Here is a 26,958-nt window from a genome sequence, read left to right as displayed (position 1 = left end):
ATGCAAAAATCCTATTCTTTACAGGAATTAGCAACAAAAGTCGGCGGTACCTTTCGCGGTAACGCCGATGTTGTCGTTAATAGTATTGCTGCTCTTTCAAAAGCAGATACAAATCAGCTTACGTTCATTTCTAATGCAAAATTTCGCCCTTTATTAGCTGAATCTAAAGCAGGTATTCTTGTGGTGTCAGAAGCGGATGTGGAATTTTGCTCACCTGAAAGTAATTTACTTATCGTTAAAGATCCTTATGTTGCTTATGCAGTATTAGCGCAATATATGGATACTACCCCGAAAGCAGCTCAAAATATCCACCCAAGTGCGGTTATTTCTGAAAAAGCTTCAATGGGTGAAAATGTATCAATTGGTGCAAATGCTGTTATTGAAGAAGGTGTTGTATTAGGCGATAACGTAATTATTGGCGCCGGTTGTTTTGTAGGTAAATTCACCAAAATTGGTGCAGGTACACAGCTTTGGGCAAACGTAAGCGTTTATCATGAAGTAGAAATTGGACAAAATTGCTTAATTCAATCAGGTGCTGTGATTGGTAGTGATGGCTTTGGCTATGCGAATGATCGTGGTCGCTGGGTGAAAATTCCACAAGTAGGACAAGTGATTATTGGTAATAATGTCGAAATCGGTGCTTGTACCTGTATTGACCGTGGAGCCTTAGATGCGACAGTCATTGAAGATAACGTCATCATTGATAACCTTTGTCAAATTGCGCATAACGTTCATATCGGCACGGGTACAGCAGTAGCTGGCGGTGTCATTATGGCGGGTAGTCTAAAAGTGGGGCGTTATTGTTTAATTGGCGGAGCAAGTGTGATCAATGGCCACATGGAAATCTGCGATAAAGTAACTGTGACTGGCATGGGGATGGTAATGCGTCCAATTACTGAACCAGGCGTTTACTCATCGGGTATCCCATTACAAACCAATAAAGAGTGGCGAAAAACAGCTGCACTTACCTTGGGAATTGATGGTATGAATAAACGATTGAAAGCCCTAGAGAAAAAACTTGGCTAAGATTTTAAAACGTACCCTAGGGTGCGTTTTATTTTTATACAGAAATATCGTATAATTCCAGTGTTTTATTGTTATTTATTTTAAAGGTATTAGACGTGTCAGAGAATCAAGCAAGTAAAGTAATTGAAGCAAAAGAAATTATGACCTTATTGCCACATCGTTATCCATTTTTATTAGTGGATCGTGTGTTAGACTACAAAGAAGGTGAATGGTTAAAAGCAATTAAAAATATCAGCGTAAACGAACCTTGTTTTACCGGTCATTTCCCTGGAGAGCCAATTTTACCAGGTGTGTTAATTCTTGAAGCTTTGGCGCAATCAATGGGGATCCTTGCATTTAAAACCCATGAATTAAAAGGTGGCGAATTATTCTATTTCGCAGGTATTGATGAAGCGCGTTTCAAACGCCCAGTATTACCTGGAGATCAAATGGAATTGAACGTTCAAGTGATTAAAGAACGTCGTGGTATTACAGCATTCACGGGTATTGCAACCGTAAACGGTGAAGTTGCTTGTGAAGCCAAATTAATGTGTGCTCGTCGATAATTAAAGAAAATTAAGGGGTAAGTATGATCCACCCAAGTGCAAAAATTCATCCAACCGCGCTTGTTGCTGATGGTGCAGTTATTGGCGAAGACGTTGTTATCGGTCCTTTCTGTATTATTGAAGGGAGCGTTGAGATTAAAGCGCGTACCGTTTTAAATTCTCATATTGTCGTGAAAGGAGACACCGTGATTGGCGAAGATAACCAGATTTATCAATTTGCTAGCATTGGTGAAGTCAATCAAGATTTAAAATATAAGGGCGAAGCAACGAAAACCATTATTGGTAATGGCAACCTTATTCGAGAACATGTGACGATTCACCGCGGCACAATCCAAGGTGGTGGTGTAACACGTATTGGTAACAACAACTTATTGATGATCAACGTCCACGTTGCTCACGATTGCCAAATCAAAAATAATTGTATTTTGGCAAACAATGCAACCCTTGCAGGTCACGTTGAATTAGATGATTTTGTTATTGTAGGTGGTATGTCTGCGATTCACCAATTTGTGGTCGTCGGTGCGCACGTAATGCTAGGTGGTGGCTCTATGGTTAGCCAAGATGTGCCGCCTTATGTGATGGCGCAGGGTAACCATGCACAGCCTTTTGGTGTTAACCTTGAAGGATTAAAACGTCGTGGTTTTGATAAACCAACCATGCACGCGATTCGTAACGTCTATAAAATGATTTACCGCAGTGGTAAAACCCTTGAAGAAGTGTTGCCTGAAATTGAACAAATTGCGCAAACAGAATCTGCAATTAGTTTCTTTGTGGAATTCTTCAAACGTTCTACTCGTGGCATTATTCGTTAATTAACGTTTCTTTTCTCGTTAAGAGAAAATGATGAATAACAAAGAGACCGCACTATGATTTGTTCAAAGTGCGGTCGTTTTTTAGGATAAATTTAATGATAAAAGAAAATCCGACTATTGCAATTATTGCCGGTGAAGTGTCTGGTGATATTCTTGGTACAGGTCTCATTCAAGCGCTCAAACGCCACTATCCACAAGCTAAATTTGTCGGGATTGGTGGTGAGCGAATGATTGCTCAAGGTTTTGAAAGCTTTTTTGATATGGAAGAGCTCTCTGTCATGGGGCTAGTAGAAGTACTTAAACATTTACCTCGATTGCTTAAAATTCGTCGAAGTGTCATCGAACAACTTTCTGCTATTAAACCGGATGTATTTATCGGTATTGATGCACCGGATTTTAATCTTACCGTTGAACTTAAATTAAAAGAAAAAGGGATTAAAACCATTCATTACGTGAGCCCATCTGTATGGGCTTGGCGTCAAAATCGTATCTATAAAATTGCCAAAGCGACCCATCAAGTATTGGCTTTTCTTCCTTTTGAAAAAGCCTTTTATGATCGTTTTAATGTGCCTTGCCGTTTTATTGGCCATACTATGGCAGATGCGATTCCATTAAAACCAAATCGTACAGAAGCTTGCCAGACCTTAGATATTGATGAAAAAGGACGTTATCTTGCCATTTTAGTGGGGAGCCGTGGTAGTGAAGTGGGCTTCCTTACAGAGCCATTTTTAAAAACTGCTTTGTTATTAAAAGAAAAATATCCAGACTTGCAGTTTTTAGTCCCTTTGGTGAATGAAAAACGTCGCCAGCAATTTGAGGAAATAAAGGCTCAGATTGCTCCTGATCTTGATATGCATTTAATTGATGGTAAATCACGCCAAGTGATGATAGCTGCAGAAGCAACTTTACTAGCTTCAGGTACTGCTGCACTTGAAGCGATGCTATGTAAATCACCAATGGTGGTGGGCTATCGAATGAAACCGTTCACGTATTTCTTGGCAAAACGATTAGTCAAAACAAAATATATTTCATTACCTAATTTATTAGCGGATGAAATGCTTGTACCAGAAATGATTCAAGAAGATTGCGAACCGAAAAAATTAGCAGAACAACTTTCTCAATATTTGGGCGATGATGAAAGTGCGGTCAAATCTCGCAGTGTTTTAATTCAACGTTTTACTGAATTACATAAATTAATTCAATGTGATGCGGACAGTCAAGCCGCACAAGCTGTGATTGATTTATTGGAGCAAAACCATGACTGATTTTGTTTATCCTGAAGGTTATCAACTATTTGCTGGGGTGGATGAAGTAGGCCGAGGCCCTTTAGTTGGTGCAGTTGTCACGGCTGCAGTGATCTTAGATCCGAATAACCCGATTGCTGGTTTAGCAGACTCTAAAAAGCTCAGCGAGAAAAGACGTCTTGCACTCGCGGCAGAAATTAAAGAGAAAGCCTTAGCTTGGGCAATGGGTCGAGCAGAGCCAGCTGAGATTGATGAATTGAATATTCTTCATGCCTCTATGTTAGCCATGGAGCGAGCCGTAAAAGCCTTAGAAATTCAACCGCACTTTGTATTGGTGGATGGCAATCGTATTCCGCCTAACCTTGGTTTACCAGCTCAAGCGGTAGTGAAAGGGGATTCACTTGTGGCGGAAATTAGTGCCGCCTCTATTTTGGCAAAAGTCGCACGCGATCAGGAAATGGAAGAATTAGATAAAAAGTATCCTGAATATGCTTTTGCTCAACATAAAGGGTATCCAACCAAATTACACTTGGAAAAATTAGCGGAACTGGGCCCTTTACCAGAGTATCGTCGAAGTTTTTCTCCAGTGAAGAAAGCCCTAGGCATAGAAGAGTAGTGAGCTTGAAGGTTCTAAGATTGAAGGATATAAAATGGACATTTATTGCCTTGTCTTTGATGACTATGAAACGTTAGATCTAATGGGGCCTATTGAGTTTTTAGCAAGAGTCCCTAATGTTAAGCTTCACTATGTATCTCAAATTGGTGGATTAATTCGAAGTAAGCAAGGATTTTATATTGAAACAGAAAAGCTAAAACATTTATTACCTCATAGTGTGTTATTGGTTGTTGGGGGACAGGGAACCCGTCAGTTAGTAAAAGATGAACAATTTATTAATCAGCTTGGTGAATGGATTGATGAGTCAGAGATTTGTCTCAGTGTTTGTACAGGTTCAGCATTATTAGCTTGTACGGGGCTATTAGATAGCCTAAAAGCGACTTCTAATAAAAAATCTTTTGAATGGGTAAAACAATGTCGCCCAGCTGTAAAATGGCAAGCTGTTGCAAGATGGGTGAAAGAGGGGAAGTTTTACACTTCATCAGGTGTTTCTGCTGGTATGGATATGGTGCTTGGGTTTATTGCTGATTATTACGGCAATGACTTAGCTCAAGACATTGCTAACCACACCGAATATCATTGGCAAAAAGATCCTAGTGTAGATAATTTTGCTCGACTCTATGGATATGAATAATAGTTTTAGATTAAACAAAAGAGCGGTCAAAATTGACCGCTCTTTTTATACCTCAGCGAGATTATTTATTTAATTTCGCTTTATAAGTTGGGTTCATTAAGTTTTCTACAGAAAGGATATCATCTAATTGTTCTGCTGTTAATAAACCTTTTTCTAATACAACTTCACGTACGCCTTTACCGGTTTGAGCACAGATTTTACCCACTAAGTCGCCATTATGGTGACCGATAAATGGATTTAAGTAAGTCACGATACCGATTGAGTTAAATACGTAGTTTTCACAAATTTCTTTGTTTACAGTAATACCGTCTACACATTTATCGCGTAAGTTCACGCAAGCATTGGTTAAGATGTCGATAGATTCAAACATTGCTTGCCCAATCACTGGTTCCATTACGTTTAATTGTAATTGACCCGCTTCAGATGCGAAAGTAACGGTAGTATCGTTACCAATTACTTTAAAGCAAACTTGGTTTACCACTTCTGGAATAACAGGGTTTACTTTTGCAGGCATGATAGAAGAACCCGCTTGTAATTCAGGTAAGTTAATTTCTTTAATACCTGCACGTGGACCAGAAGAGAGTAAACGTAAGTCGTTACATACTTTAGATAGTTTTACTGCGGTACGTTTTAATGCACCATGAACCATGACATAAGCACCACAGTCAGATGTTGCTTCGATTAAGTTTTCAGCGGGTACGCAAGGTAATCCAGTTACCTCGGCAAGGTGTTTTACTACTAATTCTGTATAACCTTGTGGTGTGTTTAAACCAGTACCGATTGCGGTTGCACCAAGGTTGACTTCAAGGAGTAATCCAGCGGTACGTTTTAAATTACGTACTTCTTCTTCAAGTAATACGGCAAACGCTTTAAACTCTTGACCAACTGTCATCGGTACCGCATCTTGTAATTGGGTACGACCCATTTTTAAAATTTTAGCAAATTCTTTTGCTTTATTATCGAAACCATCATGTAAGTATTGGATTTTGTCGATAAGTTTCAAAATGCTGTTATATACTGCAATACGGAAACCGGTAGGATATGCATCGTTGGTAGATTGGCTAGCGTTCACGTGGTCCATTGGGTTAATAACATCATATTCACCTTTTTTATGACCAATTTTTTCAAGCGCGAGGTTAGCAACTACTTCGTTGGTATTCATATTCACAGAAGTACCGGCACCACCTTGATACACGTCAGATGGGAATTGATCTAAGCATTTCCCCGTGGTAAGAATTTCATCACAAGCCGCCACAATCGCTTTTGCAATATCACTTGGAATAGCACCTAATTCACCATTCGCTAGGGCAGTCGCTTTTTTAACCATTACCATGCCGCGAACAAATTCCGGTACATCAGAAATGGTTACATTAGAAATATTGAAGTTTTCAACTGCTCTTAAGGTATGGATACCCCAGTATGCATCAGCTGGCACATCACGTTCACCTAATAAATCCACTTCTTTTCTGTATTGAGTCATTTTAATCACCTTTTTTGGTTGTTAATTAATTTGAGGTAATTATAGGAATTTACATAGAAAATAAATTTGACATGGATCACATTTCAAATAAGACGTATAAGAGATATTTTCATTTCTCGCATAAATTTTTTTAGGGTGAAATTTTTTTATTTATCCCCTTGAAACCGAAAAAGTTATCCCCACATTTAAAACACTTTATTTTAATAAGAAGGAAATTAATCATGAATATTCGTCCTTTACACGATCGTGTAATCATTAAACGTGAAGAAGTAGAAACTCGTTCAGCTGGCGGTATTGTATTAACCGGTTCAGCGGCGACTAAATCAACCCGTGCGAAAGTATTGGCAGTGGGTAAAGGTCGTATTTTGGAAAATGGTACCGTTCAACCTTTAGATGTAAAAGTTGGCGATACAGTCATTTTCAATGATGGTTATGGCGTGAAAAGTGAAAAAATCGATGGTGAAGAAGTGTTAATCATTTCTGAAAACGACATTTTGGCGATTGTTGAATAATTTAAATTAAGGAAAAAAGAAAATGGCAGCAAAAGACGTAAAATTTGGTAACGATGCACGCGTAAAAATGCTTAAAGGCGTGAATGTATTAGCCGATGCAGTAAAAGTGACCCTTGGCCCTAAAGGTCGTAATGTCATTTTAGATAAATCATTTGGCGCACCAACCATCACTAAAGATGGTGTATCTGTCGCACGTGAAATTGAACTAGAAGATAAATTTGAAAACATGGGTGCACAAATGGTGAAAGAGGTTGCCTCTAAAGCCAATGATGCAGCAGGTGACGGTACAACGACAGCAACAGTTCTTGCTCAAGCTATCGTAAATGAAGGCTTAAAGGCTGTGGCTGCGGGTATGAATCCAATGGATTTAAAACGTGGTATCGATAAAGCGGTAAGTGCGGTTGTTTCTGAGCTTAAAAATTTATCTAAACCTTGCGAAACCTCTAAAGAAATTGAGCAAGTGGGAACAATTTCTGCAAACTCTGACAGCATTGTGGGTCAATTAATTGCTCAAGCAATGGAAAAAGTAGGTAAAGAAGGCGTGATTACTGTAGAAGATGGTACAGGTCTTGATGATGAATTAGCGGTTGTGGAAGGGATGCAATTCGATCGTGGTTACTTATCACCTTATTTCATCAACAAACCAGAAACGGCGACTGTTGAATTAGATAATCCGTACATTCTTTTAGTAGATAAAAAAGTATCAAACATTCGCGAATTACTTCCAGTATTAGAAGGTGTCGCGAAAGCGGGCAAACCATTATTAATTATTGCTGAAGATATCGAAGGTGAAGCACTTGCAACTTTAGTAGTGAACACCATGCGCGGTATCGTAAAAGTAGCTGCAGTGAAAGCACCTGGTTTTGGTGATCGTCGTAAAGCAATGTTACAAGATATTGCGATCTTAACTGCTGGTACCGTGATTTCTGAAGAAATCGGTATGGAACTTGAAAAAGCGACATTAGAAGATTTAGGTCAAGCAAAACGTGTTGTCATCAATAAAGACAACACCACGATTATCGATGGTGTGGGTGATGAAGCTCAAATCAAAGGTCGCGTAGCGCAAATTCGTCAGCAAATCGAAGAATCAACGTCTGATTATGACAAAGAAAAACTTCAAGAACGCGTAGCTAAACTTGCCGGCGGTGTGGCTGTAATCAAAGTAGGTGCAGCAACTGAAGTTGAAATGAAAGAGAAAAAAGATCGTGTGGATGATGCATTACACGCAACTCGTGCCGCAGTTGAAGAAGGTATCGTTGCGGGTGGTGGTGTTGCATTAGTTCGTGCTGCAACCAAAGTCGCGGCAACCTTAAAAGGTGATAACGAAGAACAAGATGTAGGTATCAAACTTGCATTACGTGCAATGGAAGCGCCACTTCGTCAAATCGTCACTAACGCAGGTGAAGAAGCATCTGTTGTGGCAAGTGCGGTTAAAAATGGTGAAGGAAACTTTGGTTATAACGCAGGTACCGAACAGTACGGCGATATGATCGAAATGGGTATTCTAGATCCAACTAAAGTCACTCGTTCTGCATTACAATTCGCGGCTTCTGTAGCAGGCTTAATGATTACCACAGAATGTATGGTGACCGATCTTCCAAAAGATGATAAAGCCGATTTAGGTGCTGCCGGCATGGGCGGTATGGGAGGCATGGGCGGAATGATGTAATTCCCCTTTGCAAAAGAAAGTGCGATCGTTTTTCTTTATAGAAATGCGATCGCATTTTTATATGTGTGGTGCTACACTTTAATGGTTTTCGATGATTTTATAGGTATAACAATGACAATTTCCCAAACTGAACTTAATCAACAACTCAAATCTGCCGGTATTGGTATTAATGCAACTGAATTACATGGCTTTTTGAGCGGCTTAATTTGTGGTGGACTGAAAGATCAAAGCTGGTTACCGCTTTTATATCAATTCAGTAACGATAACCACGCCTATCCAACCGCATTAATTCAGCCGATTACCGAAATCTATGAACAGATTGGTAAAACCTTAGGGGATGTAGAAGGATTTGATTTTGAATTAGGCTTAACCGAAGATGAGAGCGTGTTTGCACGTGCAGACAGTCTATCAGACTGGGCAAACCAATTTTTACTGGGTTTAGGGCTTGTTCAGACTGAATTGGGTAAAGAAAAAGGCGAAATTGGCGAAGCGGTAGATGATTTACAAGATATTTGTCAACTTGGTTATGATGAAGAAGATGATGAAGAAGAGCTTGCTGAAGCATTAGAAGAAATTATTGAATATGTTCGCACCATTGCGATGTTGTTTTACACCCATTTCAACGATGATGCACAAGAAATAAAACCGATATTACATTAAAAGGAGCGAAACATGGATCTCGCATACATGGCGGCATTACCGCAAGAGGAATTTACAGAACGTCGTCAAAAAGTATTCGCACAAATGCAGCTAAATTCTGCTTTATTGCTATTTTCCGAAATTGAAAAGCGTCGTAATAACGACTGCGATTTTCCTTTCCGTCAAGACAGTTACTTTTGGTATTTAACGGGATTTAATGAGCCAAATGCAGCGTTGTTATTGATAAAGACGGAAGAGGCTGAAAAGGCGATTGTATTTCTGCGTCCGCGAGATCCTTTGCTTGAAACCTGGAATGGTCGCCGATTAGGCGTTGAGCGAGCACCGCAAAAACTCAATGTCGATGAAGCATATTCTATCGATGATTTTAAAACAGAATTTCCAAAATTAACGGAAAAATTGACCGCACTTTATCATGTGGCCGATCGTCATCCTTGGGGGGATAAATTATTAGCTGAAACTGCGGTGAAATTTTATGCTGTTTTTGATTGGCAGCCGATGTTAAGTGAAATGCGCTTAATCAAATCTCCAAACGAAATTCGCTTAATGCAGCAAGCGGGACAGATTACTGCGTTCGGACATATTAAAGCGATGCAAGTGACTCGCCCAAATCGTTTTGAATATGAAATAGAAAGCGAAATTCTGCATGAATTTAATCGTCATGGAGCAAGATTTCCATCTTATAACTCCATTGTTGCTGGTGGTGATAATGCCTGTATTTTGCACTACACTGAAAATGATCAACCATTGAAAGATGGCGATCTTGTGTTAATTGATGCTGGTTGTGAATTTGCTATGTATGCAGGTGATATCACACGTACATTTCCGGTGAATGGTAAATTTACTCAGCCTCAACGTGAGATTTATGAATTAGTGTTAAAAGCACAAAAACGCGCGATTGAGTTATTAGTGCCTGGTAATTCAATTAAACTGGCTAATGATGAAGTGATCCGTATTAAAACTCAAGGCTTGGTGGATTTAGGCATTCTGAAAGGGGATGTCGATAAGCTGATTGAAGAAAAAGCTTATCGTCAATTTTATATGCATGGTTTAGGCCATTGGCTTGGCTTGGATGTGCACGATGTTGGCCGTTATGATGATGAACGTAGCCGTACACTTGAAGTAGGGATGATCATCACAGTTGAGCCAGGTATTTATATTTCAGAAGAGGCGGATGTGCCTGCTCAATATAAAGGCATTGGCGTGCGTATCGAGGATAACTTGCTCATGACAGAATATGGCAATAAAAATCTGACCGCGGCGGCACCAAAAGAAATCGATGACATTGAAAATTTAATGAAAAATTGAGAAGAATTCTCAAAAATGTGATCTAGTGCAAGTTTTTTGTCCAGTTAAGCTGCTAATATACTGTCAGATAAAAAAGACCAATCAAATCAGTAAGGAGTCGATTATGTACAAACACGTTTTAGTTGCGGTAGATCTTTCTGATGAAAGTGAATTTCTACTCAAAAAAGCTGTGGGAATTGCAAAACGTAATGATGCGCAACTTTCCATCATCCATGTAGATGTAAACTTCTCGGATCTCTATACTGGTTTAATTGATGTCAATATGTCATCTATGCAAGATAGAATCTCGAGCGAAACCCAAAAAGCGCTAATTAATTTAGCGGAACATGCGGGTTATCCAATAAAAGAAAAATTGAGCGGTAGCGGTGATTTAGGTCAAGTTTTGACAGACGCTATTGATCAGTATGATGTAGATCTATTAGTGACAGGTCATCACCAAGATTTCTGGAGTAAATTAATGTCTTCAACACGTCAAGTGATGAATACGATTAAAATTGATATGTTGGTTGTGCCACTTCGCGACGAATAGTGATCAAAAATTATTTTTAGCCCTATTAAAATAACGTAAATTTTAACCGCACTTCTCAATTAATGCAGTAGAGTGCGGTTTTCTTTTTTAAGATCAGTGAAAAAGCCTTTTTCTCTAGGTCAAAATATGCAAGAATAGTGAGCTTTTTTATAAATCGTGATCGAGATAGAGACACAAGGTTTTATCAATGAAAACAACAGCAGAAATTAGACAGTCATTCCTTGATTTTTTCCATAGCAAGGGGCATCAGGTCGTCGCAAGTAGTTCGCTTGTGCCTGAAAATGATCCGACATTGCTTTTCACTAATGCCGGTATGAACCAATTTAAAGACGTGTTCCTTGGTATGGACAAACGTCCTTACACACGTGCGACAACAGCACAACGTTGTGTACGCGCAGGTGGTAAGCATAATGACTTAGAAAACGTCGGTTATACGGCGCGTCACCATACTTTCTTTGAAATGCTAGGCAACTTCAGCTTTGGCGACTATTTCAAACATGATGCGATTAATTTTGCGTGGGAGTTCTTAACCTCTCCACAATGGCTCGGGTTACCAAAAGAAAAATTATGGGTAACCGTGTATGAAACTGATAATGAAGCTTATGATATTTGGCATAAAGAAGTTGGTGTGCCAGCAGAGCGTATTATTCGTATCGGTGATAACAAAGGTGCGCCTTATGCATCAGATAACTTCTGGGCAATGGGTGATACCGGTCCTTGTGGCCCATGTACCGAAATTTTCTACGATCACGGTGAGCACATTTGGGGGGGACCTCCAGGTTCACCTGAAGAAGATGGTGACCGTTATATCGAAATTTGGAACGTGGTATTCATGCAATTTAACCGTCAAGCAGACGGCACAATGGAAAAATTACCACGTCCATCTGTTGATACTGGGATGGGGTTAGAGCGTATTTCTGCTGTATTACAGCACGTAAACTCTAACTATGAGATCGATATTTTCCAAAAATTAATTGCGAAAACAGCTGAAATCGTCGGAACAACAGATTTAACCAATAAATCATTACGCGTAATTGCAGACCACATTCGTTCTTGTGCCTATTTAATTGCAGATGGCGTAATTCCATCAAACGAAGGTCGCGGTTATGTATTACGTCGTATTATCCGTCGAGCGGTACGTCATGGTCACTTGTTAGGTGCTAAAGAAGCATTCTTCTACAAACTTGTGCCAACCTTAATTGAAGTCATGGCGGAAGCCGGCAAAGAAGTTAAGGAAAAACAAGCGAATGTCGAAAAATTACTTCGTTTAGAAGAAGAACAATTTGCTCGTACATTAGAGCGCGGATTAAGCTTATTAGACGATGCGCTTGCTCAAGTGAAAGATGGTGTGTTGTCAGGTGAAGTCGCCTTTAAACTTTATGATACTTATGGCTTCCCACTTGATTTAACAGCGGACGTATGTCGCGAGCGTGATATTGCAATTGATGAAGCAGGTTTTGAGCGTGAAATGGAAGCACAACGCTTACGCGCACAATCTGCAAGCCAATTCGGCATGGATTACAACAGTGTTATTCGTGTAGAAGGTGAAACAAAATTTGAAGGCTATACTGAATCAGAATCTTTAGCCAAAGTGACCGCACTTTTCCATGATGGTAAATCAGTAGAGAGTATTACTGCAGGCCAAAGTGCCGTGGTGATTTTAGAAAACACTCCATTCTATGCGGAATCAGGTGGTCAAATTGGTGACAGTGGTTATTTAACCTCTCAAGGTATTCAGTTTAATGTAAAAGATACTCAAAAATATGGTCAAGTATTTGGTCATATTGGTGAGTTAGAGCAAGGTACTTTAAAAGTCGGACAAACAGTCAATGCGGTTGTAGATGCAGCAAGACGTCATCAAACGTCACTTAACCATTCAGCTACACACTTATTACATGCCGCATTGCGTCAAGTTTTAGGTCACCATGTAGTGCAAAAAGGATCGTTAGTATCTGATACCGCATTACGTTTTGACTTTGCTCATCCGGAAGCGATTACCAAAGCACAGCTTAATGAAATTGAAACGTTGGTGAACCAAAAAGTGCGTGAGAATTTTGTAGTTCAAACGGACATAATGGATATCGAAGCGGCAAAAGCGAAAGGTGCAATGGCGTTATTCGGTGAAAAATATGCTGATGTGGTACGCGTTTTAACAATGGGAGATTTCTCCGTTGAACTTTGTGGTGGCATTCATGCTAAACGTACCGGTGATATCGGTTTATTTAAAATTGTGGCGGAAACTGCAGTTGCAGCAGGTGTTCGTCGTATTGAAGCGGTAACGGGTGAAAATGCAATTAATTGGTTACATAACCAACAACGTATTCTCACTCAAAGTGCAGATTTGTTTAAATCTGACGTTAATACCCTTGTTGAGAAAATTCAGCAACTTCAAGATAAAGCGAAGAAAGCAGAAAAAGAATTACAAGGATTAAAAGAAAAAGCCGCAATGCAAGCGGGTTCCGATTTAGTGAAAAGTGCGGTTAAAATTAATGATGTTTCTGTAATCGTACATCAACTAGACGGAATTGAAACTAAATCGTTACGTGTGATGGTTGATGATTTAAAAAATCAACTTGGTTCAGGCGTAATTGTATTTGCATCTATTTTAGATGATAAAGTCAACCTCGTCGTTGGCGTAACAAGCGATTTAACTACTAAAGTGAAGGCTGGTGAGCTAGTGAATTTAATGGCTCAGCAAGTTGGTGGGAAAGGCGGTGGTCGCCCTGATATGGCAATGGCAGGAGGCTCCCAACCAGAAAATGTGAATCTAGCATTAACTGTCGCACAAAACTGGTTAAGCAATAATCTGTAGTACAAGCAGGTCGGTGGGATGCCGATCTTTACTTGATTGATAGGGATATCTAATAAATGCAAACTAAGGAGATAAAAGATGTTAATCTTAACTCGAAAAGTTGGCGAAAGTGTTCTCATTGGAGACGATATTTCTATCTCGGTTTTGAGTGTACGTGGAAACCAAGTCAAACTCGGTGTGCAAGCGCCTAAAGAAGTATCCGTTCACCGAGAGGAAATTTACCAACGAATTCTGCAGTCAAAAGATGAACATATAGATGGGGCATCTTAGACCAACGAGTTTTATGAATGTTTTACATTCTATTTATAATTTAATTAACGTTTTTCAAAAAATTAAACCCATTGGTTTGCAAGATTTTAAAATAACGGAAATTTGAGTTATAAAGGTAGAGAAGGAACTTTTCCAACTTAAATCTATCAAAATTTAATAAATAATGACCGCACTTTTAGTATAGAAGTGTGGTCATTCCATATTAAAACAAAAAGGAAAATCAATGAAAGCAATTATTCCCGTAGCCGGTCTAGGCACCCGTATGTTGCCAGCAACAAAAGCGATTCCAAAAGAAATGTTGACACTTGTGGATAAACCACTGATTCAATATGTTGTGAATGAATGTGTCGCAGCTGGTATCAAAGAAATCGTGTTAGTCACACATTCTTCTAAAAATGCGATTGAAAACCACTTTGATACGTCTTTTGAGTTGGAAACCATGCTTGAGAAACGTGTTAAACGTCAACTTTTAGAAGAGGTTCGTTCTATTTGTCCTAAAGATGTAACCATCATGCACGTTCGTCAAGGCAATGCGAAAGGTTTAGGTCATGCTGTGCTATGTGGTCGTTCTGTCGTTGGAAACGAGCCGTTTGCAGTGGTGTTACCTGATGTGCTTTTAGCAGATTTTACGGCAAATCAAAAGAAAGAAAATCTTTCAGCAATGATTAAACGTTTTAAAGAAACACAAGCAAGCCAAATTATGGTAGCGCCTGTTGCCGCGGATGAAGTGAGTAGCTATGGTATCGCGGATTGTGGTGGCGTAGAGTTAAAAGGCGGTGATAGTGTTAAAATTAACAGCATTGTTGAAAAACCATCTGTGGAAGAGGCACCATCAAATCTTGCTGTTGTTGGCCGTTATGTGTTCTCTGCTGAAATTTGGGATTTATTAGAAAGAACACCTGTTGGCGTGGGCGATGAAATCCAATTAACGGATGCAATCGATATGCTTATTGAGAAAGAGACTGTTGAAGCATTCCATATGACAGGCAGAAGCTTTGACTGTGGTGACAAGATTGGCTATATGGAAGCTTTTGTAGAATATGGTCTTCGTCATGATAAATTAGGTAAAGAGTTTAAAGCTTTCCTAAAAGATCTTGCAAAAACCTTATAATTGAGTGAAACCACCGAAAGGTGGTTTTTATTTATATATTTGGATTACACAATATAAAAGATAAAAAAGAAGGCATCGTGGTGATGCCTTCTTCTTTTTCTATGAAACGAAATCTTAGTTATTTTTCGCTAATAAAGTGCGGTAGATAATACCACCTAAAATACCACCGATAATCGGCGCAACCCAGAATAACCATAATTGGTCGATTGCCCAAGAACCTTGGAATACCGCAACTGCAGTACTACGAGCCGGGTTTACAGAGGTATTTGATACAGGAATGCTGATTAAGTGGATTAACGTTAAGCCTAAACCAATTGCAATTGGCGCAAAACCTGCAGCTGCATTTTTATGCGTTGAACCCATGATGATTAATAAGAAGAATGCAGTCAATAATACTTCTGCTACGAATACCGCTTCTAAAGAATAACCTTCAGGAGAGTGTTCGCCGTAGCCATTAGATGCGAAACCGGAAGTCACGTCAAAGCCCGCTTTACCTGATGCGATAAGATAAAGTGCAGCACCCGCTACTAAGCCACCAACCACTTGAGAAACGATGTATGGAAGAGCATCTTTCGCAGAGAAACGACCGCCTGCCACTAAACCAAGTGTTACAGCTGGGTTAAAGTGACCACCAGAAATGTGACCTACAGCATAAGCCATGGTTAATACGGTTAAACCAAACGCAAATGCAACGCCCACATAACCAATACCTAGGTTGACAGAAGCGGCAAAGATTGCACTACCACAACCACCAAACACTAACCAAAATGTGCCGAAGAATTCAGCAAAAAGTTTTTTTGACATAATAGACCTCATATTAAACATGTCATTATCTTCAAATAACAATAATGTATTGCGAATGCAACAGGCATTTAGTCAAAAGTAATGGTTTTTAGTTCTGCAAATTATTGTAAATGTTTGTAAGTGAATGTAAGGGAAATAGCATGCTATACTTTTAGCCGTCTAGATTGTCATTTTGCTTATTTTTCATTAAAATACGGATAAATTATCAGGTTATTTAAGGTGCATTATGGCAAACTGGGATGGCAAATATATTAGCCCTTATGCAGAGCATGGCAAAAAGAGCGAGCAAGTCAAAAAAATTACAGTGTCTATTCCAATTAAAGTATTGGAAATTTTGACGAACGAGCGTACGCGTCGTCAGCTGAAAAGTTTGCGCCATGCAACAAATAGTGAATTGCTTTGTGAGGCGTTCTTACATGCTTTTACTGGTCAGCCATTACCGACTGATGCGGATTTAATGAAAGAACGCCATGATGAGATTCCTGAAAATGCCAAAGAAATCATGCGTGATTTAGGCATCGATCCTGAAAGCTGGGAATATTAATTTTATCCTTTTAATCCTTCCAAAATACTGCATTCAGGGCAATCATTGCCCTGACAAGCGTTATGCCATTGTTCCAATTCCTCTACCATTTTTTGCAAGTGATGAATTTGCTCATTCAATGTTTTTATATGTTGTGTCGTGAGTGCTTTCACTTCCCGACTACTACGATTGGGATTATCCTGTAATTGCAAAAGTTGGTGGATTTGTTGGAGTGAAAACCCAACATCTCGAGAGTGACGAATAAAACGTAGTCGTTCTAAATCCTTTTCTTCATAATGGCGATAACCAGAAAGGCTTCGCTGTGCAGGCTTTAATAGGCCTGACTTCTCATAATCCCGAATTTGTTTACTTGATAAACCCACTAATTTTGCTACTTCACTAATGTTCATAAAAAATCCTTGACCTTAACCTTATGTTAAGGTTTATAGTAAACTCAATTTCAATCTATATCAATAATTAAGGAGTAAATATGAAATCAATTACATTACATGTAACAGGGATGACTTGTGGTGGTTGTGTGAAAAGCGTTACAAGAGTGTTGGAAGAGCTTAATGGCGTAGAAAAAGCTGTTGTAACACTTGATGACGGTAAAGCGGTGATTACCTTTGATGAAAGTGCGGTTAGTATTGCACAATTAATTGAAACAATTGAAGAGGCAGGTTTTGATGCAACAGAATAAAAAAATAGCCATTCAAATCGAGGGGATGACCTGCCAATCCTGTGCTAATCGGATTGAGAAAGTATTGAATCGAAATGATTTTGTCTCTGACGCGGGTGTGAATTTTGCGGCAGAGGAAGCGCACGTAGTATTTGATTCATCTCAGGCTTCAGAACAAGATATTTTGACAATTATTCAAAAAGCGGGATTTAATGGCATTCTAAAGCAAAATGTGCTGCCTAGCGCACCTAATGAAACGAAGATTAGTCCGCGTTTATGGTTGCTTTTGTTCATTAACATTCCTTTTTTAATCGGAATGATCGGGATGATGTTTAATCATCATTCTTGGATGATGCCACCAATGTGGCAATTTGTTCTTGCGAGCATTGTGCAACTTTGGTTAGCCATTCCTTTTTATAAAGGTGCGATTGGTAGTATTAGAGGTGGTTTGGCCAATATGGATGTACTGGTGAGTACTGGTACGTTGGCGATTTATCTCTATTCGGTCTTTATGCTTTTTTATCATCAGTCAATGGGACATGATGGCGCATCTCATGTCTATTTTGAAGCATCGGTGATGGTAATTGGTTTTGTCAGCCTAGGGAAATTTCTTGAGGAAAGAACGAAGAAACAAAGCTTAAATAGTTTAGGACTATTGTTACAACTCACACCAAAACAAGTGAGTGTTCAACGTGAAAATCGTTGGGAAACGATTCCTCTCGATCAAGTAAAAATAGGCGATATTTTAAGGGCTAATCAAGGTGAACGTATTGCAGCTGATGGCGTAGTTGAACAGGGGAGTGGTTGGTGCGATGAGAGTCATTTAACCGGTGAATCTCAACCATTAGAAAAAATGTCTCAAAGTCCTGTGCTTGCGGGGGCTATGGTGACACAAGGTAGCCTTATTTATCGAGCCAATCAACTCGGTCAGCAAACTCTATTGGGCGATATGATGAAAGCGCTCTCTGAGGCGCAGGGTACAAAAGCACCGATTGCTCGTTTTGCTGATAAAGTCGCTGCAGTATTTGTACCTGCCGTGTTATTAATTTCTGCGATAACATTTGGATTAACCTGGTGGATAAAAGGTGATTGGGTTACTGCCTTAATTCATTCGGTTGCTGTGTTAGTTATTGCTTGTCCTTGTGCGTTAGGGCTTGCCACACCTGCTGCCATAATGGTGGGAATGGGCAAAGCAGTCAATGCAGGGATTTGGTTTAAAGATGCGGCATCCATGGAAGAGGCGGCGCATGTGGATACGGTGGTATTAGACAAAACAGGAACGTTAACTCAAGGAGAGCTCAAAATAGCAGAGGTTTGGCAGCCACAAAGTGCGGTCTATTCTGAGGAAGATTTATATCGTATTGCAGCTTCCGTTGAGCAAAATGCCAATCATCCTTTAGCTAAAGCAATAGTCCTGACGGCTCAGGAAAAATCACTTGAAATTCCGACCGCACTTTCAGTTCATTCCGAAGTGGGGCAGGGTATTTCTGCTCATATTGATGGAATAGGTTTGGTTAAAGTCGGTAAGCCGGCTTATTGTGAATTAACCTTACCAGATAATATGCCTCAAATTTGGCAAATTGCGAGTATTGTTGCGGTATCTGTAGATGGCAACCCAATCGGTGCATTTGCATTAGCAGACAGTCTGAAAGAGGATAGTTTGCAAGCGGTTCAGCGTTTACATCAACATAATATTGATGTGGTGATAATGAGTGGCGATCAGCAATCTGTCGTTGATTATGTTGCCCAACAAGTCGGTGTGAAAACTGCGAAAGGTAATTGTAGTCCACGTGACAAAGCTGCCTACATTGAGACATTACGTCAGCAAGGTAAAGTGGTAGCAATGGTTGGTGATGGTGTAAATGATGCACCAGCGTTAGCGATGGCTAATGTAAGCTTTGCGATGAAATCCGGGTCTGATGTTGCAGAGCAAACCGCATCGGCGACACTTATGCAGCATTCAGTCGATCAGTTAGTTGATGGATTAATGATTTCCCGAGCAACATTAAAGAATATCAAACAAAATTTATTCTTTGCCTTGATTTATAATGTGCTAGGTATTCCACTTGCGGCATTAGGCTACTTAAGTCCTGTTTTGGCAGGGGCAGCCATGGCAATGAGTTCGCTTTCTGTGTTATCCAATGCATTGCGATTAAAACGAGTGAAAATTAAATAAGAAAAAGGCGATATGAAAATATCGCCTTTTATTTTTGAATTAATGTTGTTTCCATAATGGAAGTTGAATCGTGACGGCAAGTCCGCCTAAATTGCTGGATTCAGCCCATACTTTTCCATTGTGCTCATTTACAACATTATAGACAATCGTTAAACCTAATCCTGTTCCGCCAGTGGCTCGAGTTCTAGTTTCATCGACTCGATAGAATGGCTTAAAGATTTTATCAAACTCTTCTGGTGGTAGGCCTAAGCCATTATCATCTACTCGAATTTGTAGGCAATTATCATCCTGCTCATTTTTATGTAAATCAATGGTTAAGAAAATACGATCTTTCGTATATTTCAGTGCATTTCGAATAATATTTTCAATCGCACTGGTAAGCAAGCTTAGGTTGCCGTAAATCATATGTTTTTCAGGATGTAAAATAGAAATATTGACATCGCAGGCGATCTTGCGCTGCTCAGCTTCAAATAAGGCATCTTTGATCACATCATCCCAAAGCTGATTAATAGGAAATAAATTATGCTCCATTTGAGAATGCATTTGTTGGCGAGAAATGAGTAACAACTCGCTGATCATTTTATCCATTCGTTGTATTTCTTTCTCAATGCGTTTAACTGGTTCAATATCCCCTGTTTGATGACGAACCAGAGCAGTGGAAAGTTGCAAACGCGTCAACGGTGTTTTTAATTCATGAGAAATAGATGAAAGTAGATTGTGTTGGTTTGAAATCAGATTATCAATCGCAATCGACATCTTGTTAAAGCTTTGTCCTACTTCTCGTAATTCTGCTGGACCATGATTCACTAATTCATTATCAACCTTAAAGTTTCCTAACGCCACGCTATTAGCCGCCTTTTGTAAATTGGTAATTGGTTTGACGATAGTATGAGTAAACCACCAAAGTAAAGGGGTTGTAATAATTAAGGTCAAGAGCAATAAGACCCAAGGGTGGTCAAGCATATATCGTAAAATTTCTTGTTGACCATTTGCTCTAGACACAAAGAATAATTCGGAGGCTTGGTCGGAATCACCAATATAGACTTTAAAGGGGCCTGCAATTTGAATATCTTTAAAGGTTTTACGTTGTGGTTGGGCAAAGTTACTTGACTCTTGGGCGAACTGAGCAATATGCATTCTTTCTTCGCCTAAAGCACCAAAAATTTCTTTTTCCGGCGTCATGATGACAGGACGAGCAGAGTCAAATTTATCGGTTGGAAGCACTGGTACGCCAGCGAGGATACCGGTGATTCTATTGTTACGAATGGATTCAACGAGTTTCTTTTGATAGCTCGATATTTCGTTTTGATTCAAGTCAGAATATAAGCGGCTATCAAAATAAGGGAGTGCGACCAAAAGTGCGGTCATGGCAAAGAATGCCAACCAAAAAACAGTAAATGTGCGTATCGTGAGCTGATTTAAGCTGAATTTCTTGATAAGCATTATTCACAAACCAACAAGTAACCACGACCACGTAGCGTTTTCAGCCATGGTAAGCCATTGTCTCTTTCTGGGAGTTTTTTGCGCAAGTTTGACATATGCATATCAATCGAGCGATCAAAAGGAGAAAGGTGTTTGCCAAGTACATTCATGCTTAATTCTTCGCGAGAGACAATTTGTCCTGGGCGAAGTACCAGTTTATGAAGTAGAGCAAATTCAGAGCCGGTTAGACCAAGATCTTGACCGTTATAAGAAGCTTGTTGAAGACCAGAATGAAGCACTAAACCACAGAATTCTAATGTATTTTCTTCTGATGAAAGTGCGGTTGAATTTTGTGTATTTTCTTTTTCTGCTGGCGTAGCACGACGTAAAATGGCTTTAATGCGAGCAACCAGTTCACGATCGTTAAAGGGTTTTGGTAAATAGTCATCGGCACCAAGTTCTAAGCCAAGAACACGATCTATTTCTTCACCACGTGCGGTAAGCATCATTACAGGGACATTTGATGTTTGGCGAATTTTCTTGAGTGTTTCAATCCCGTTTAATACAGGCATCATGATATCTAATAACACTAACTGATGGCTTTCATTTAGCTTATCTAGCGCTTCTTGGCCATTATTGGCGACCTCGACTTCAAAACCTGTCAGTCGTAAAACTTCAGCAAGTAAATCTGTTAGTTCAATATCATCATCAACCAATAGAATTTTTGACATTTTCATTCCCTTGTAATACAACGAACCTGCTTGATATGACAAGCAGGTGTTATTTTTTAATGATTACCAGAATTTCCACCAGCTTTTCTTACCTGCATTTTCAGGTGTGCTGATAATAGTATTATTTTCATCTTGTTTTGCCACTTCTGGTAATGGCTTATCTAATTCTGCACTGCTTACTAAACCGTTCTGATCGAATTTCACCGTAAATGTGTGTTGTTCAGGTTTTTGGTAAGAGTGTTGTTGTAAGAACACGTAATACCAAGTTAGGTTACTATAAGGATCGATTAAAACTGGTGTGCCAAGCAAATATTGTACTTGTTGTGCGGTCATGCCTGGTTTAACTTGTGCCACAGTCGCTGCTTCTAAGTAGTTACCTTGTGGAACATCAATACGATAAACAACTTTTTGCACCGTTGAACAAGAAGTTAAACTTAATGCTAAAACAACTGCACCTAAAAATGTTCTTAATTGCATATTTTTTACCTTTTACTGCAAAGTTATGTCGAATGATACCGAAACTTTATGATCTTGCCAAATTAATTATCGCACTTTAATGCTTTTTGAAGTTGATCTTTCAGATTTGGTGGTATCCCTTTGATTGTTAAAGTATCTGTAAGTGGATCCCATTCAATACGGTTATTTAATAAATCCGCATCAAAACTTAATGTCACACCTTTACCAGAACCCGAAAATTTCGTTAATGTTTTTAAGGCTGAACGTACTGGTGGAATGGTTTCCTCCAAGCCGTAATCTTGCTCTTCTGTAAAGGTGACAAAAGGACGCTCGTTTAGAGTCGGCAAATTCGCTGAAAGTTCAGTTAAGGCAATTTCATCACCGCTTGCTAATTGGCCTTTACAGTATTCAAAGACCTGTTTTTTTACCGCTTGAGTTTGTTCTTTGTTCAATTCACCTTGTTCACAGTAGTCACTGACTGCTTGTAATAGGCATTGGTTTTGAACTTGTGGATTTAAACCTTCTTCTGCACCTAAGAAATCCATAAAGAAGTCACTAATTTTACGACCAACACGACCTTTAATGAAGGTGAGATAGCGGTTTGAGTTTGCATTCACTTGCAAATCCGTTAAGTTGATACGTGCCGCAATATCAAACTGTGTGATATCTAAATATTCCGTACGGCGAATTTCAAGATTTTCATCAACTAACATACTGATGCGGCTATCTAATAGTGCAATGAATAGGTAATCCGTCGCTAAGAAGTTATATTGGCACAGAATAAGCGTACCACTGTCTGCAAAATTATATTTGCCCAATTCTTGCGCTAATAATTTTGTGGATTGTTGGCTGAAATTTAAAAAGTTGATTTCATTTTCTAATAAACGATTCAGATCTTGTGCAAAAATGGAATTCTCTTGGAAGACACCAAATGCTTTGCCTTTATTTTGATAACCTTGATGTAATTGCAACATCATTTGTTCGACTTCCGGCGTAATGGTGAGAAGTTCATCACGCAACACGCTTTCCATGGTAGTGGTTTCATTTTCAGCGTGCTTAACTAATTGATGTAGCACGATTTGATTAACCGTAATGCTCATAATTTTTTCCTTCGTAAAATTTACCTTAAATTATAACCGCACTTTTTAAGCAAGAAAAAAGAAATTATTCAGATTGGACAAATTATCGGGTATGATATGAGAAGTTTTTTTGTATTTAGAACAGGCTTAAACATTCCAAATGGCTCAACATTCAAAGTATTCCGATGGGCAAGTTAATGCCATCATTAACGATATGATTAGCGTGCTTGAAACTCACAAAGCACCCGTTGATCTTTCTCTTATCGCTTTAGGTAATATGGCTAGTAATTTATTAACCACTAGCGTGCCAGCCGCACAGCGTGAAGCTTTAGCTCAAGCCTTTGCCAACTCTTTAATGAATTCGGTAAAAATAAAATAAAATGTTTTGGTTTAAAAAGAGCAAATTCAACGGACGTGAATACCGTGAAGAAACCTCACGAAAAATTTCGTGGGGACATTGGTTTGCTTTTTTTAACATTATCATCGCCATTCTTATTGGTAGTCGTTACGCCTTTCTCATTGACTGGCCAGACACCTTACTCGGCAAAATTTATTTCTTTATTAGCTTATTAGGCCATTTCAGTTTTTGTGTTTTTGCCCTGTATTTGCTGGTTATTTTTCCGCTGAGCTTTATCATCAAAAATCACCGCACTTTCCGTGGACTAACGGTAATTATTGCCACGATTTGCACCACTTTATTGCTGTTTGATACAGAAGTGTTTAATCGCTTCAATATCCACCTTTCTTCTATCGTTTGGAATTTATTAGTGAATCCTGAAAAGGGCGATCTTTCACGAGATTGGCAAATTTTCTTTGCACCGATGCCGATTATTTTGCTAATCCAAATGCTTTTCTCCCGTTGGAGTTGGGAAAAATTACGTAGCTTAGAACGTCAAAAATGGCTGAAGAAAGTCGGATTAGTGCTGACATCTACTTTTGTTGCAACACATTTAATTTACGCTTGGGCGGATGCATTTTTATATCGTCCGATTACCATGCAACGCTCAAATTTCCCACTTTCTTATCCAATGACTGCTCGAACCTTTTTGGAAAAACAAGGATTTATTAATGCGGAAACATACTCTCAGCGCTTAGAGCAAGAAGGGCGTTTAGATGCATTAAAAATTGATTATCCGAAAAAAGACCTGCAGTTTGAGCAAGTGGAAAACAAACCCAATATTCTCGTGATTACCGTTTCAGGCTTACGTTATGATGCGCTGACTAGCGAGAAAATGCCTAAATTGTTTGAGTTTGCCACAAGCTCTACTCAATTTACGAATCATTACAGCAGCGGCAATACGAACAATGCCGGCTTAGTAGGCTTATTCTATGGACTGAATGCGAATTATACGGACAGTATTTTGAGTAATCACACACCGTCGGTATTAATTAAAAAGCTACAAGACGAGAAATATCAATTTGTTGCTTATTCGTCTACGGCATTTAAAGACAGCTTATTTAAACAAGCCTTGTTCCGTAATGTGAAATTACCTAAAGTGAAAGCCTCTTCGCCAAAAGAAGCGATAAATAGCGTTTTATCTCTCTTAAAAGAGGATAAACCTTGGTTTGCTTATGTGGATTTAGATGTTGCGGATCAAGCGGAAGAAAATTACACCAAATCGCTTGCGGAGATTGATCAACAAATTGATGACACTTTAGCATCAGTTTCCTTAGATAATACGATTGTTATTATTACGGCAGAGCATGGTAAAACGTTTAATAAACTGGATGAAAAAGCACAAGAAAACTATTTCGGTCGTGATGAAATCCAAGTGCCGTTTATTGTTTACTGGAAAGATTTACCGGTGCAAGAAGTCTCTAAATTAACGAGCCATACGGATTTATTACCAGCATTGATGTCATCAATCTTTAAAGTGAAAAATCCTGTTTCAGATTATGCACAAGGCCGTAATTTATTTGAGCTTAATGGCGATCCTTGGGTGTTGGCATCGAATTTCCGTTGGAATGTCATTATTCAGCCCGATGGCACACAGTATCACATTGATCGCAAAGGAAACTATAAGAAATTTGACCGCACTTATACGGAGCAATCTTCTAGCCGCCCACCACTTGGGTTGTTCTTGGAAGTTTTCAAACAAGAGCGTTCTTTTATCAATAAATAGATAGCTTTTTTGCGCTTAAAATCTTATACTTTGCATTCAGTTGAAAGACTGAAAAGATGTTATTAATTAAAATCTGCGAATTTTTCATAACATTGCAAACAATTCACAATAGATCAGATCCTTATTGGGTTTGCTTTTCAATTAATACACTTCTCGTCTCTCTTTTCCTTTCTTTTTTGGCGGAGTTATTATGAGAAATCACGTTCGTAGCTTTAAAACGTTTATTCGAGACGAAATTATTAAAAAAGGTGGCTGGGTTAATGCCCATGCTCACGCAGATCGTGCTTTTACAATGACACCCGAAAAAATTGGCATTTATCACAATAGTAATCTTCAACAAAAATGGGATTTAGTGGACGAAGTTAAACGTACATCAAGTGTTGATGATTATTACGCCCGTTTCTGTCAATCGATTGAGCTGATGATTTCCCAAGGGGTGACGGCATTTGGTACTTTTGTAGATATTGACCCGATTTGTGAAGACCGAGCCATCATTGCTGCGCACAAAGCTCGCGAAGTCTATAAACATGACATTATTTTGAAATTTGCAAATCAGACCTTAAAAGGGGTGATTGAGCCAGAAGCACGCAAATGGTTTGATATTGGTTCGGATATGGTGGATATGATTGGAGGCTTGCCTTATCGCGATGAGCTTGATTATGGGCGCGGCCTTGAAGCAATGGATATTTTACTTGATGCGGCTAAATCTCGCGGCATTATGTGTCATGTACACGTGGACCAATTTAACTCTCCGAAAGAAAAAGAAACCGAACAGCTGTGTGATAAAACCATTGAACATGGTATGGAAGGGAGAGTAGTGGCAATCCATGGTATTTCCATTGGTGCACATAGCAAAGAATACCGCTATAAGCTTTATGAAAAAATGCGTCAGGCAAAAATGATGATGATTGCTTGCCCAATGGCCTGGATTGATAGTAACCGAAAAGAAGATTTGATGCCCTTCCATAATGCGTTGACACCGGCAGATGAAATGATTCCGGAAGGAATTACAGTCGCGTTAGGTACGGATAATATCTGTGATTATATGGTGCCACTTTGTGAAGGGGATTTATGGCAAGAACTAAGCTTGCTGGCTGCGGGCTGTCGTTTCCCTCATCTTGATGCAATGGTTGATATTGCCAGTATCAATGGACGCAAAGTGTTAGGTTTAGAGCCGATTTAATCTAAAAATTTAATGAAAGTGCGGTCATAAAATGAAACGTTTTGTGGCCGTTTTTATTTATAAGATAAAACAGAACTAATGCTAATTTGACTGATTTAAAAAAGGGTTTTAAGAAAAGTGGTGGGCGATACCGGTCTCGAACCAGTGACCCCCTCCTTGTAAGGGAGGTGCTCTCCCAACTGAGCTAATCGCCCACATAAGAAAAGCGTTTAAATAATGGGAAAGTTTGAGCGGAAAGAACACTTTAGAAAAGTGGTGGGCGATACCGGTCTCGAACCAGTGACCCCCTCCTTGTAAGGGAGGTGCTCTCCCAACTGAGCTAATCGCCCTTAATGTTGTGGATTGGCATTATAAGTATAATGAGATTTCAGTCAATATATTTTTATGAAAAAGCGTCTAGTTGTTGCAAAAATAGGCATAAAATCAGATTTTTTATTTAGAACTCACGCAAGTCGTAGTAAAATAAAGGTAATTTTTGTAAATGAATAGGTTATTAAGAAAATGAAAATTGATCCTCCTTTTGAATTAGATCCGAATGTAAAAGTACGTACGCGTTT

The 26,958-nt window shown here is 39.2% G+C and carries 27 protein-coding genes and 2 tRNA genes; 20 read left to right on the top strand and 9 right to left on the bottom strand.

Annotated features, from left to right (window positions below; genetic code table 11):
• The 6 genes from lpxD to HMPREF2732_RS04845 all read left to right on the top strand — a co-directional run bounded on the left by lpxD (position 1) and on the right by HMPREF2732_RS04845 (position 4,877).
• On the top strand, positions 1 to 1,026 hold the full coding sequence (gene lpxD, locus HMPREF2732_RS04870) for a UDP-3-O-(3-hydroxymyristoyl)glucosamine N-acyltransferase (protein WP_070591616.1): 1,026 nt from the start codon (positions 1 to 3) through the stop codon (positions 1,024 to 1,026).
• A 95-nt stretch (positions 1,027 to 1,121) separates the two neighbouring features.
• Entirely contained in the window at positions 1,122 to 1,571 is a 450-nt protein-coding gene (fabZ, locus tag HMPREF2732_RS04865; RefSeq protein WP_005696774.1) for a 3-hydroxyacyl-ACP dehydratase FabZ, read from the top strand.
• A 23-nt stretch (positions 1,572 to 1,594) separates the two neighbouring features.
• On the top strand, positions 1,595 to 2,383 hold the full coding sequence (gene lpxA / locus HMPREF2732_RS04860; protein WP_070591613.1) for an acyl-ACP--UDP-N-acetylglucosamine O-acyltransferase: 789 nt from the start codon (positions 1,595 to 1,597) through the stop codon (positions 2,381 to 2,383).
• A 95-nt stretch (positions 2,384 to 2,478) separates the two neighbouring features.
• Complete coding sequence (gene lpxB, locus HMPREF2732_RS04855; protein WP_070591609.1) at positions 2,479 to 3,648, top strand: lipid-A-disaccharide synthase; 1,170 nt, start codon at positions 2,479 to 2,481, stop codon at positions 3,646 to 3,648.
• Positions 3,641 to 4,243, top strand: a complete 603-nt coding sequence (gene rnhB / locus HMPREF2732_RS04850) for a ribonuclease HII (protein ID WP_070591606.1) — start codon at positions 3,641 to 3,643, stop codon at positions 4,241 to 4,243. The genes lpxB and rnhB overlap by 8 nt, the downstream gene beginning before the upstream one ends.
• A gap of 34 nt (positions 4,244 to 4,277) precedes the next feature.
• Positions 4,278 to 4,877 (top strand): DJ-1/PfpI family protein, encoded by a 600-nt coding sequence (locus HMPREF2732_RS04845; RefSeq protein WP_070591604.1) that lies wholly within the window; start codon positions 4,278 to 4,280, stop codon positions 4,875 to 4,877.
• 61 nt (positions 4,878 to 4,938) lie between these two features.
• On the opposite strand, the gene aspA is transcribed toward HMPREF2732_RS04845, so the two are convergent.
• Positions 4,939 to 6,357 carry an aspartate ammonia-lyase gene (aspA, locus tag HMPREF2732_RS04840; protein WP_070591602.1) on the bottom strand — a complete coding sequence of 473 codons (1,419 nt, stop codon included), beginning with the start codon at positions 6,355 to 6,357 and terminating at the stop codon, positions 4,939 to 4,941.
• A gap of 221 nt (positions 6,358 to 6,578) precedes the next feature.
• On the opposite strand from aspA, the gene HMPREF2732_RS04835 reads away from it, so the two are divergent.
• The 8 genes from HMPREF2732_RS04835 (at position 6,579) to galU (ending at position 15,225) form a co-directional block, all read left to right on the top strand.
• Positions 6,579 to 6,869, top strand: coding sequence for a co-chaperone GroES (locus HMPREF2732_RS04835; RefSeq protein WP_005629492.1), 291 nt, complete (start codon positions 6,579 to 6,581; stop codon positions 6,867 to 6,869).
• Positions 6,870 to 6,891: 22 nt separating this feature from the next.
• Complete coding sequence (gene groL / locus HMPREF2732_RS04830) at positions 6,892 to 8,538, top strand: chaperonin GroEL (RefSeq protein WP_005696764.1); 1,647 nt, start codon at positions 6,892 to 6,894, stop codon at positions 8,536 to 8,538.
• Between the two features lie 111 nt (positions 8,539 to 8,649).
• A complete protein-coding gene (locus tag HMPREF2732_RS04825; RefSeq protein WP_049356358.1) occupies positions 8,650 to 9,198 on the top strand; it encodes a YecA/YgfB family protein in 549 nt (182 codons plus the stop codon).
• Positions 9,199 to 9,210: 12 nt separating this feature from the next.
• Positions 9,211 to 10,503 carry a Xaa-Pro aminopeptidase gene (gene pepP, locus HMPREF2732_RS04820; RefSeq protein ID WP_070591598.1) on the top strand — a complete coding sequence of 431 codons (1,293 nt, stop codon included), beginning with the start codon at positions 9,211 to 9,213 and terminating at the stop codon, positions 10,501 to 10,503.
• 103 nt (positions 10,504 to 10,606) lie between these two features.
• Positions 10,607 to 11,032 carry a universal stress protein UspA gene (gene uspA, locus HMPREF2732_RS04815; protein WP_005698692.1) on the top strand — a complete coding sequence of 142 codons (426 nt, stop codon included), beginning with the start codon at positions 10,607 to 10,609 and terminating at the stop codon, positions 11,030 to 11,032.
• Between the two features lie 187 nt (positions 11,033 to 11,219).
• The gene (gene alaS, locus HMPREF2732_RS04810) at positions 11,220 to 13,844 is read left to right on the top strand and encodes an alanine--tRNA ligase (RefSeq protein ID WP_070591595.1); all 2,625 of its coding nucleotides are present in this window, start codon (positions 11,220 to 11,222) and stop codon (positions 13,842 to 13,844) included.
• A gap of 78 nt (positions 13,845 to 13,922) precedes the next feature.
• The gene (csrA, locus tag HMPREF2732_RS04805) at positions 13,923 to 14,114 is read left to right on the top strand and encodes a carbon storage regulator CsrA (protein ID WP_070591591.1); all 192 of its coding nucleotides are present in this window, start codon (positions 13,923 to 13,925) and stop codon (positions 14,112 to 14,114) included.
• 223 nt (positions 14,115 to 14,337) lie between these two features.
• Positions 14,338 to 15,225: a UTP--glucose-1-phosphate uridylyltransferase GalU gene (galU, locus tag HMPREF2732_RS04800; RefSeq protein WP_070591586.1), complete on the top strand. Its 888-nt coding sequence runs from the start codon at positions 14,338 to 14,340 to the stop codon at positions 15,223 to 15,225.
• A gap of 114 nt (positions 15,226 to 15,339) precedes the next feature.
• Here galU and aqpZ read toward each other — a convergent pair whose 3' ends face one another.
• The gene (aqpZ, locus tag HMPREF2732_RS04795; RefSeq protein WP_070591584.1) at positions 15,340 to 16,029 is read right to left on the bottom strand and encodes an aquaporin Z; all 690 of its coding nucleotides are present in this window, start codon (positions 16,027 to 16,029) and stop codon (positions 15,340 to 15,342) included.
• 226 nt (positions 16,030 to 16,255) lie between these two features.
• On the opposite strand from aqpZ, the gene metJ reads away from it, so the two are divergent.
• Positions 16,256 to 16,573 carry a met regulon transcriptional regulator MetJ gene (gene metJ, locus HMPREF2732_RS04790; RefSeq protein WP_005696757.1) on the top strand — a complete coding sequence of 106 codons (318 nt, stop codon included), beginning with the start codon at positions 16,256 to 16,258 and terminating at the stop codon, positions 16,571 to 16,573.
• Between the two features lie 2 nt (positions 16,574 to 16,575).
• Here metJ and cueR read toward each other — a convergent pair whose 3' ends face one another.
• Positions 16,576 to 16,962 (bottom strand): Cu(I)-responsive transcriptional regulator, encoded by a 387-nt coding sequence (cueR, locus tag HMPREF2732_RS04785; protein ID WP_070591582.1) that lies wholly within the window; start codon positions 16,960 to 16,962, stop codon positions 16,576 to 16,578.
• 80 nt (positions 16,963 to 17,042) lie between these two features.
• Here cueR and HMPREF2732_RS04780 point away from each other — a divergent pair, with 80 nt between their 5' ends.
• Positions 17,043 to 17,252: a heavy-metal-associated domain-containing protein gene (locus tag HMPREF2732_RS04780; RefSeq protein ID WP_049356372.1), complete on the top strand. Its 210-nt coding sequence runs from the start codon at positions 17,043 to 17,045 to the stop codon at positions 17,250 to 17,252.
• Complete coding sequence (locus HMPREF2732_RS04775; RefSeq protein WP_070591580.1) at positions 17,239 to 19,407, top strand: heavy metal translocating P-type ATPase; 2,169 nt, start codon at positions 17,239 to 17,241, stop codon at positions 19,405 to 19,407. Before HMPREF2732_RS04780 ends, HMPREF2732_RS04775 begins: the two co-directional genes overlap by 14 nt.
• 39 nt (positions 19,408 to 19,446) lie before the next feature.
• Here HMPREF2732_RS04775 and cpxA read toward each other — a convergent pair whose 3' ends face one another.
• The 4 genes from cpxA to yejK form a co-directional block, all read right to left on the bottom strand.
• The gene (gene cpxA, locus HMPREF2732_RS04770) at positions 19,447 to 20,850 is read right to left on the bottom strand and encodes an envelope stress sensor histidine kinase CpxA (RefSeq protein ID WP_070591579.1); all 1,404 of its coding nucleotides are present in this window, start codon (positions 20,848 to 20,850) and stop codon (positions 19,447 to 19,449) included.
• Entirely contained in the window at positions 20,850 to 21,560 is a 711-nt protein-coding gene (locus HMPREF2732_RS04765) for a response regulator (RefSeq protein WP_070591575.1), read from the bottom strand. The genes cpxA and HMPREF2732_RS04765 overlap by 1 nt, the downstream gene beginning before the upstream one ends.
• A gap of 63 nt (positions 21,561 to 21,623) precedes the next feature.
• Entirely contained in the window at positions 21,624 to 22,037 is a 414-nt protein-coding gene (bamE, locus tag HMPREF2732_RS04760; RefSeq protein ID WP_049365683.1) for an outer membrane protein assembly factor BamE, read from the bottom strand.
• 62 nt (positions 22,038 to 22,099) lie between these two features.
• Positions 22,100 to 23,116: a nucleoid-associated protein YejK gene (yejK, locus tag HMPREF2732_RS04755; RefSeq protein ID WP_049374949.1), complete on the bottom strand. Its 1,017-nt coding sequence runs from the start codon at positions 23,114 to 23,116 to the stop codon at positions 22,100 to 22,102.
• A gap of 139 nt (positions 23,117 to 23,255) precedes the next feature.
• Between yejK and HMPREF2732_RS04750 the strand changes: the two genes are divergently transcribed.
• The 3 genes from HMPREF2732_RS04750 (at position 23,256) to HMPREF2732_RS04740 (ending at position 26,401) form a co-directional block, all read left to right on the top strand.
• Entirely contained in the window at positions 23,256 to 23,474 is a 219-nt protein-coding gene (locus HMPREF2732_RS04750) for a YejL family protein (RefSeq protein WP_005698664.1), read from the top strand.
• Position 23,475: 1 nt separating this feature from the next.
• Complete coding sequence (locus tag HMPREF2732_RS04745; RefSeq protein WP_070591573.1) at positions 23,476 to 25,218, top strand: DUF3413 domain-containing protein; 1,743 nt, start codon at positions 23,476 to 23,478, stop codon at positions 25,216 to 25,218.
• A 190-nt stretch (positions 25,219 to 25,408) separates the two neighbouring features.
• Entirely contained in the window at positions 25,409 to 26,401 is a 993-nt protein-coding gene (locus HMPREF2732_RS04740) for an amidohydrolase family protein (protein ID WP_070591571.1), read from the top strand.
• Positions 26,402 to 26,519: 118 nt separating this feature from the next.
• Here the strand turns inward: HMPREF2732_RS04740 and HMPREF2732_RS04735 are convergent.
• Together HMPREF2732_RS04735 and HMPREF2732_RS04730 are read right to left on the bottom strand one after the other, a co-directional pair.
• A tRNA-Val gene (locus tag HMPREF2732_RS04735) sits at positions 26,520 to 26,595 on the bottom strand.
• Positions 26,596 to 26,654: 59 nt separating this feature from the next.
• A tRNA-Val gene (locus HMPREF2732_RS04730) sits at positions 26,655 to 26,730 on the bottom strand.
• Between the last annotated feature and the right edge of the window lie 228 nt (positions 26,731 to 26,958).

Source organism: Haemophilus sp. HMSC061E01 (assembly GCF_001810345.1).
Lineage (GTDB): Bacteria > Pseudomonadota > Gammaproteobacteria > Enterobacterales > Pasteurellaceae > Haemophilus_D.
The sequence above is the reverse complement of the archived record's forward strand: the minus strand, read 5'-3'. Positions and strand labels throughout refer to the sequence as shown.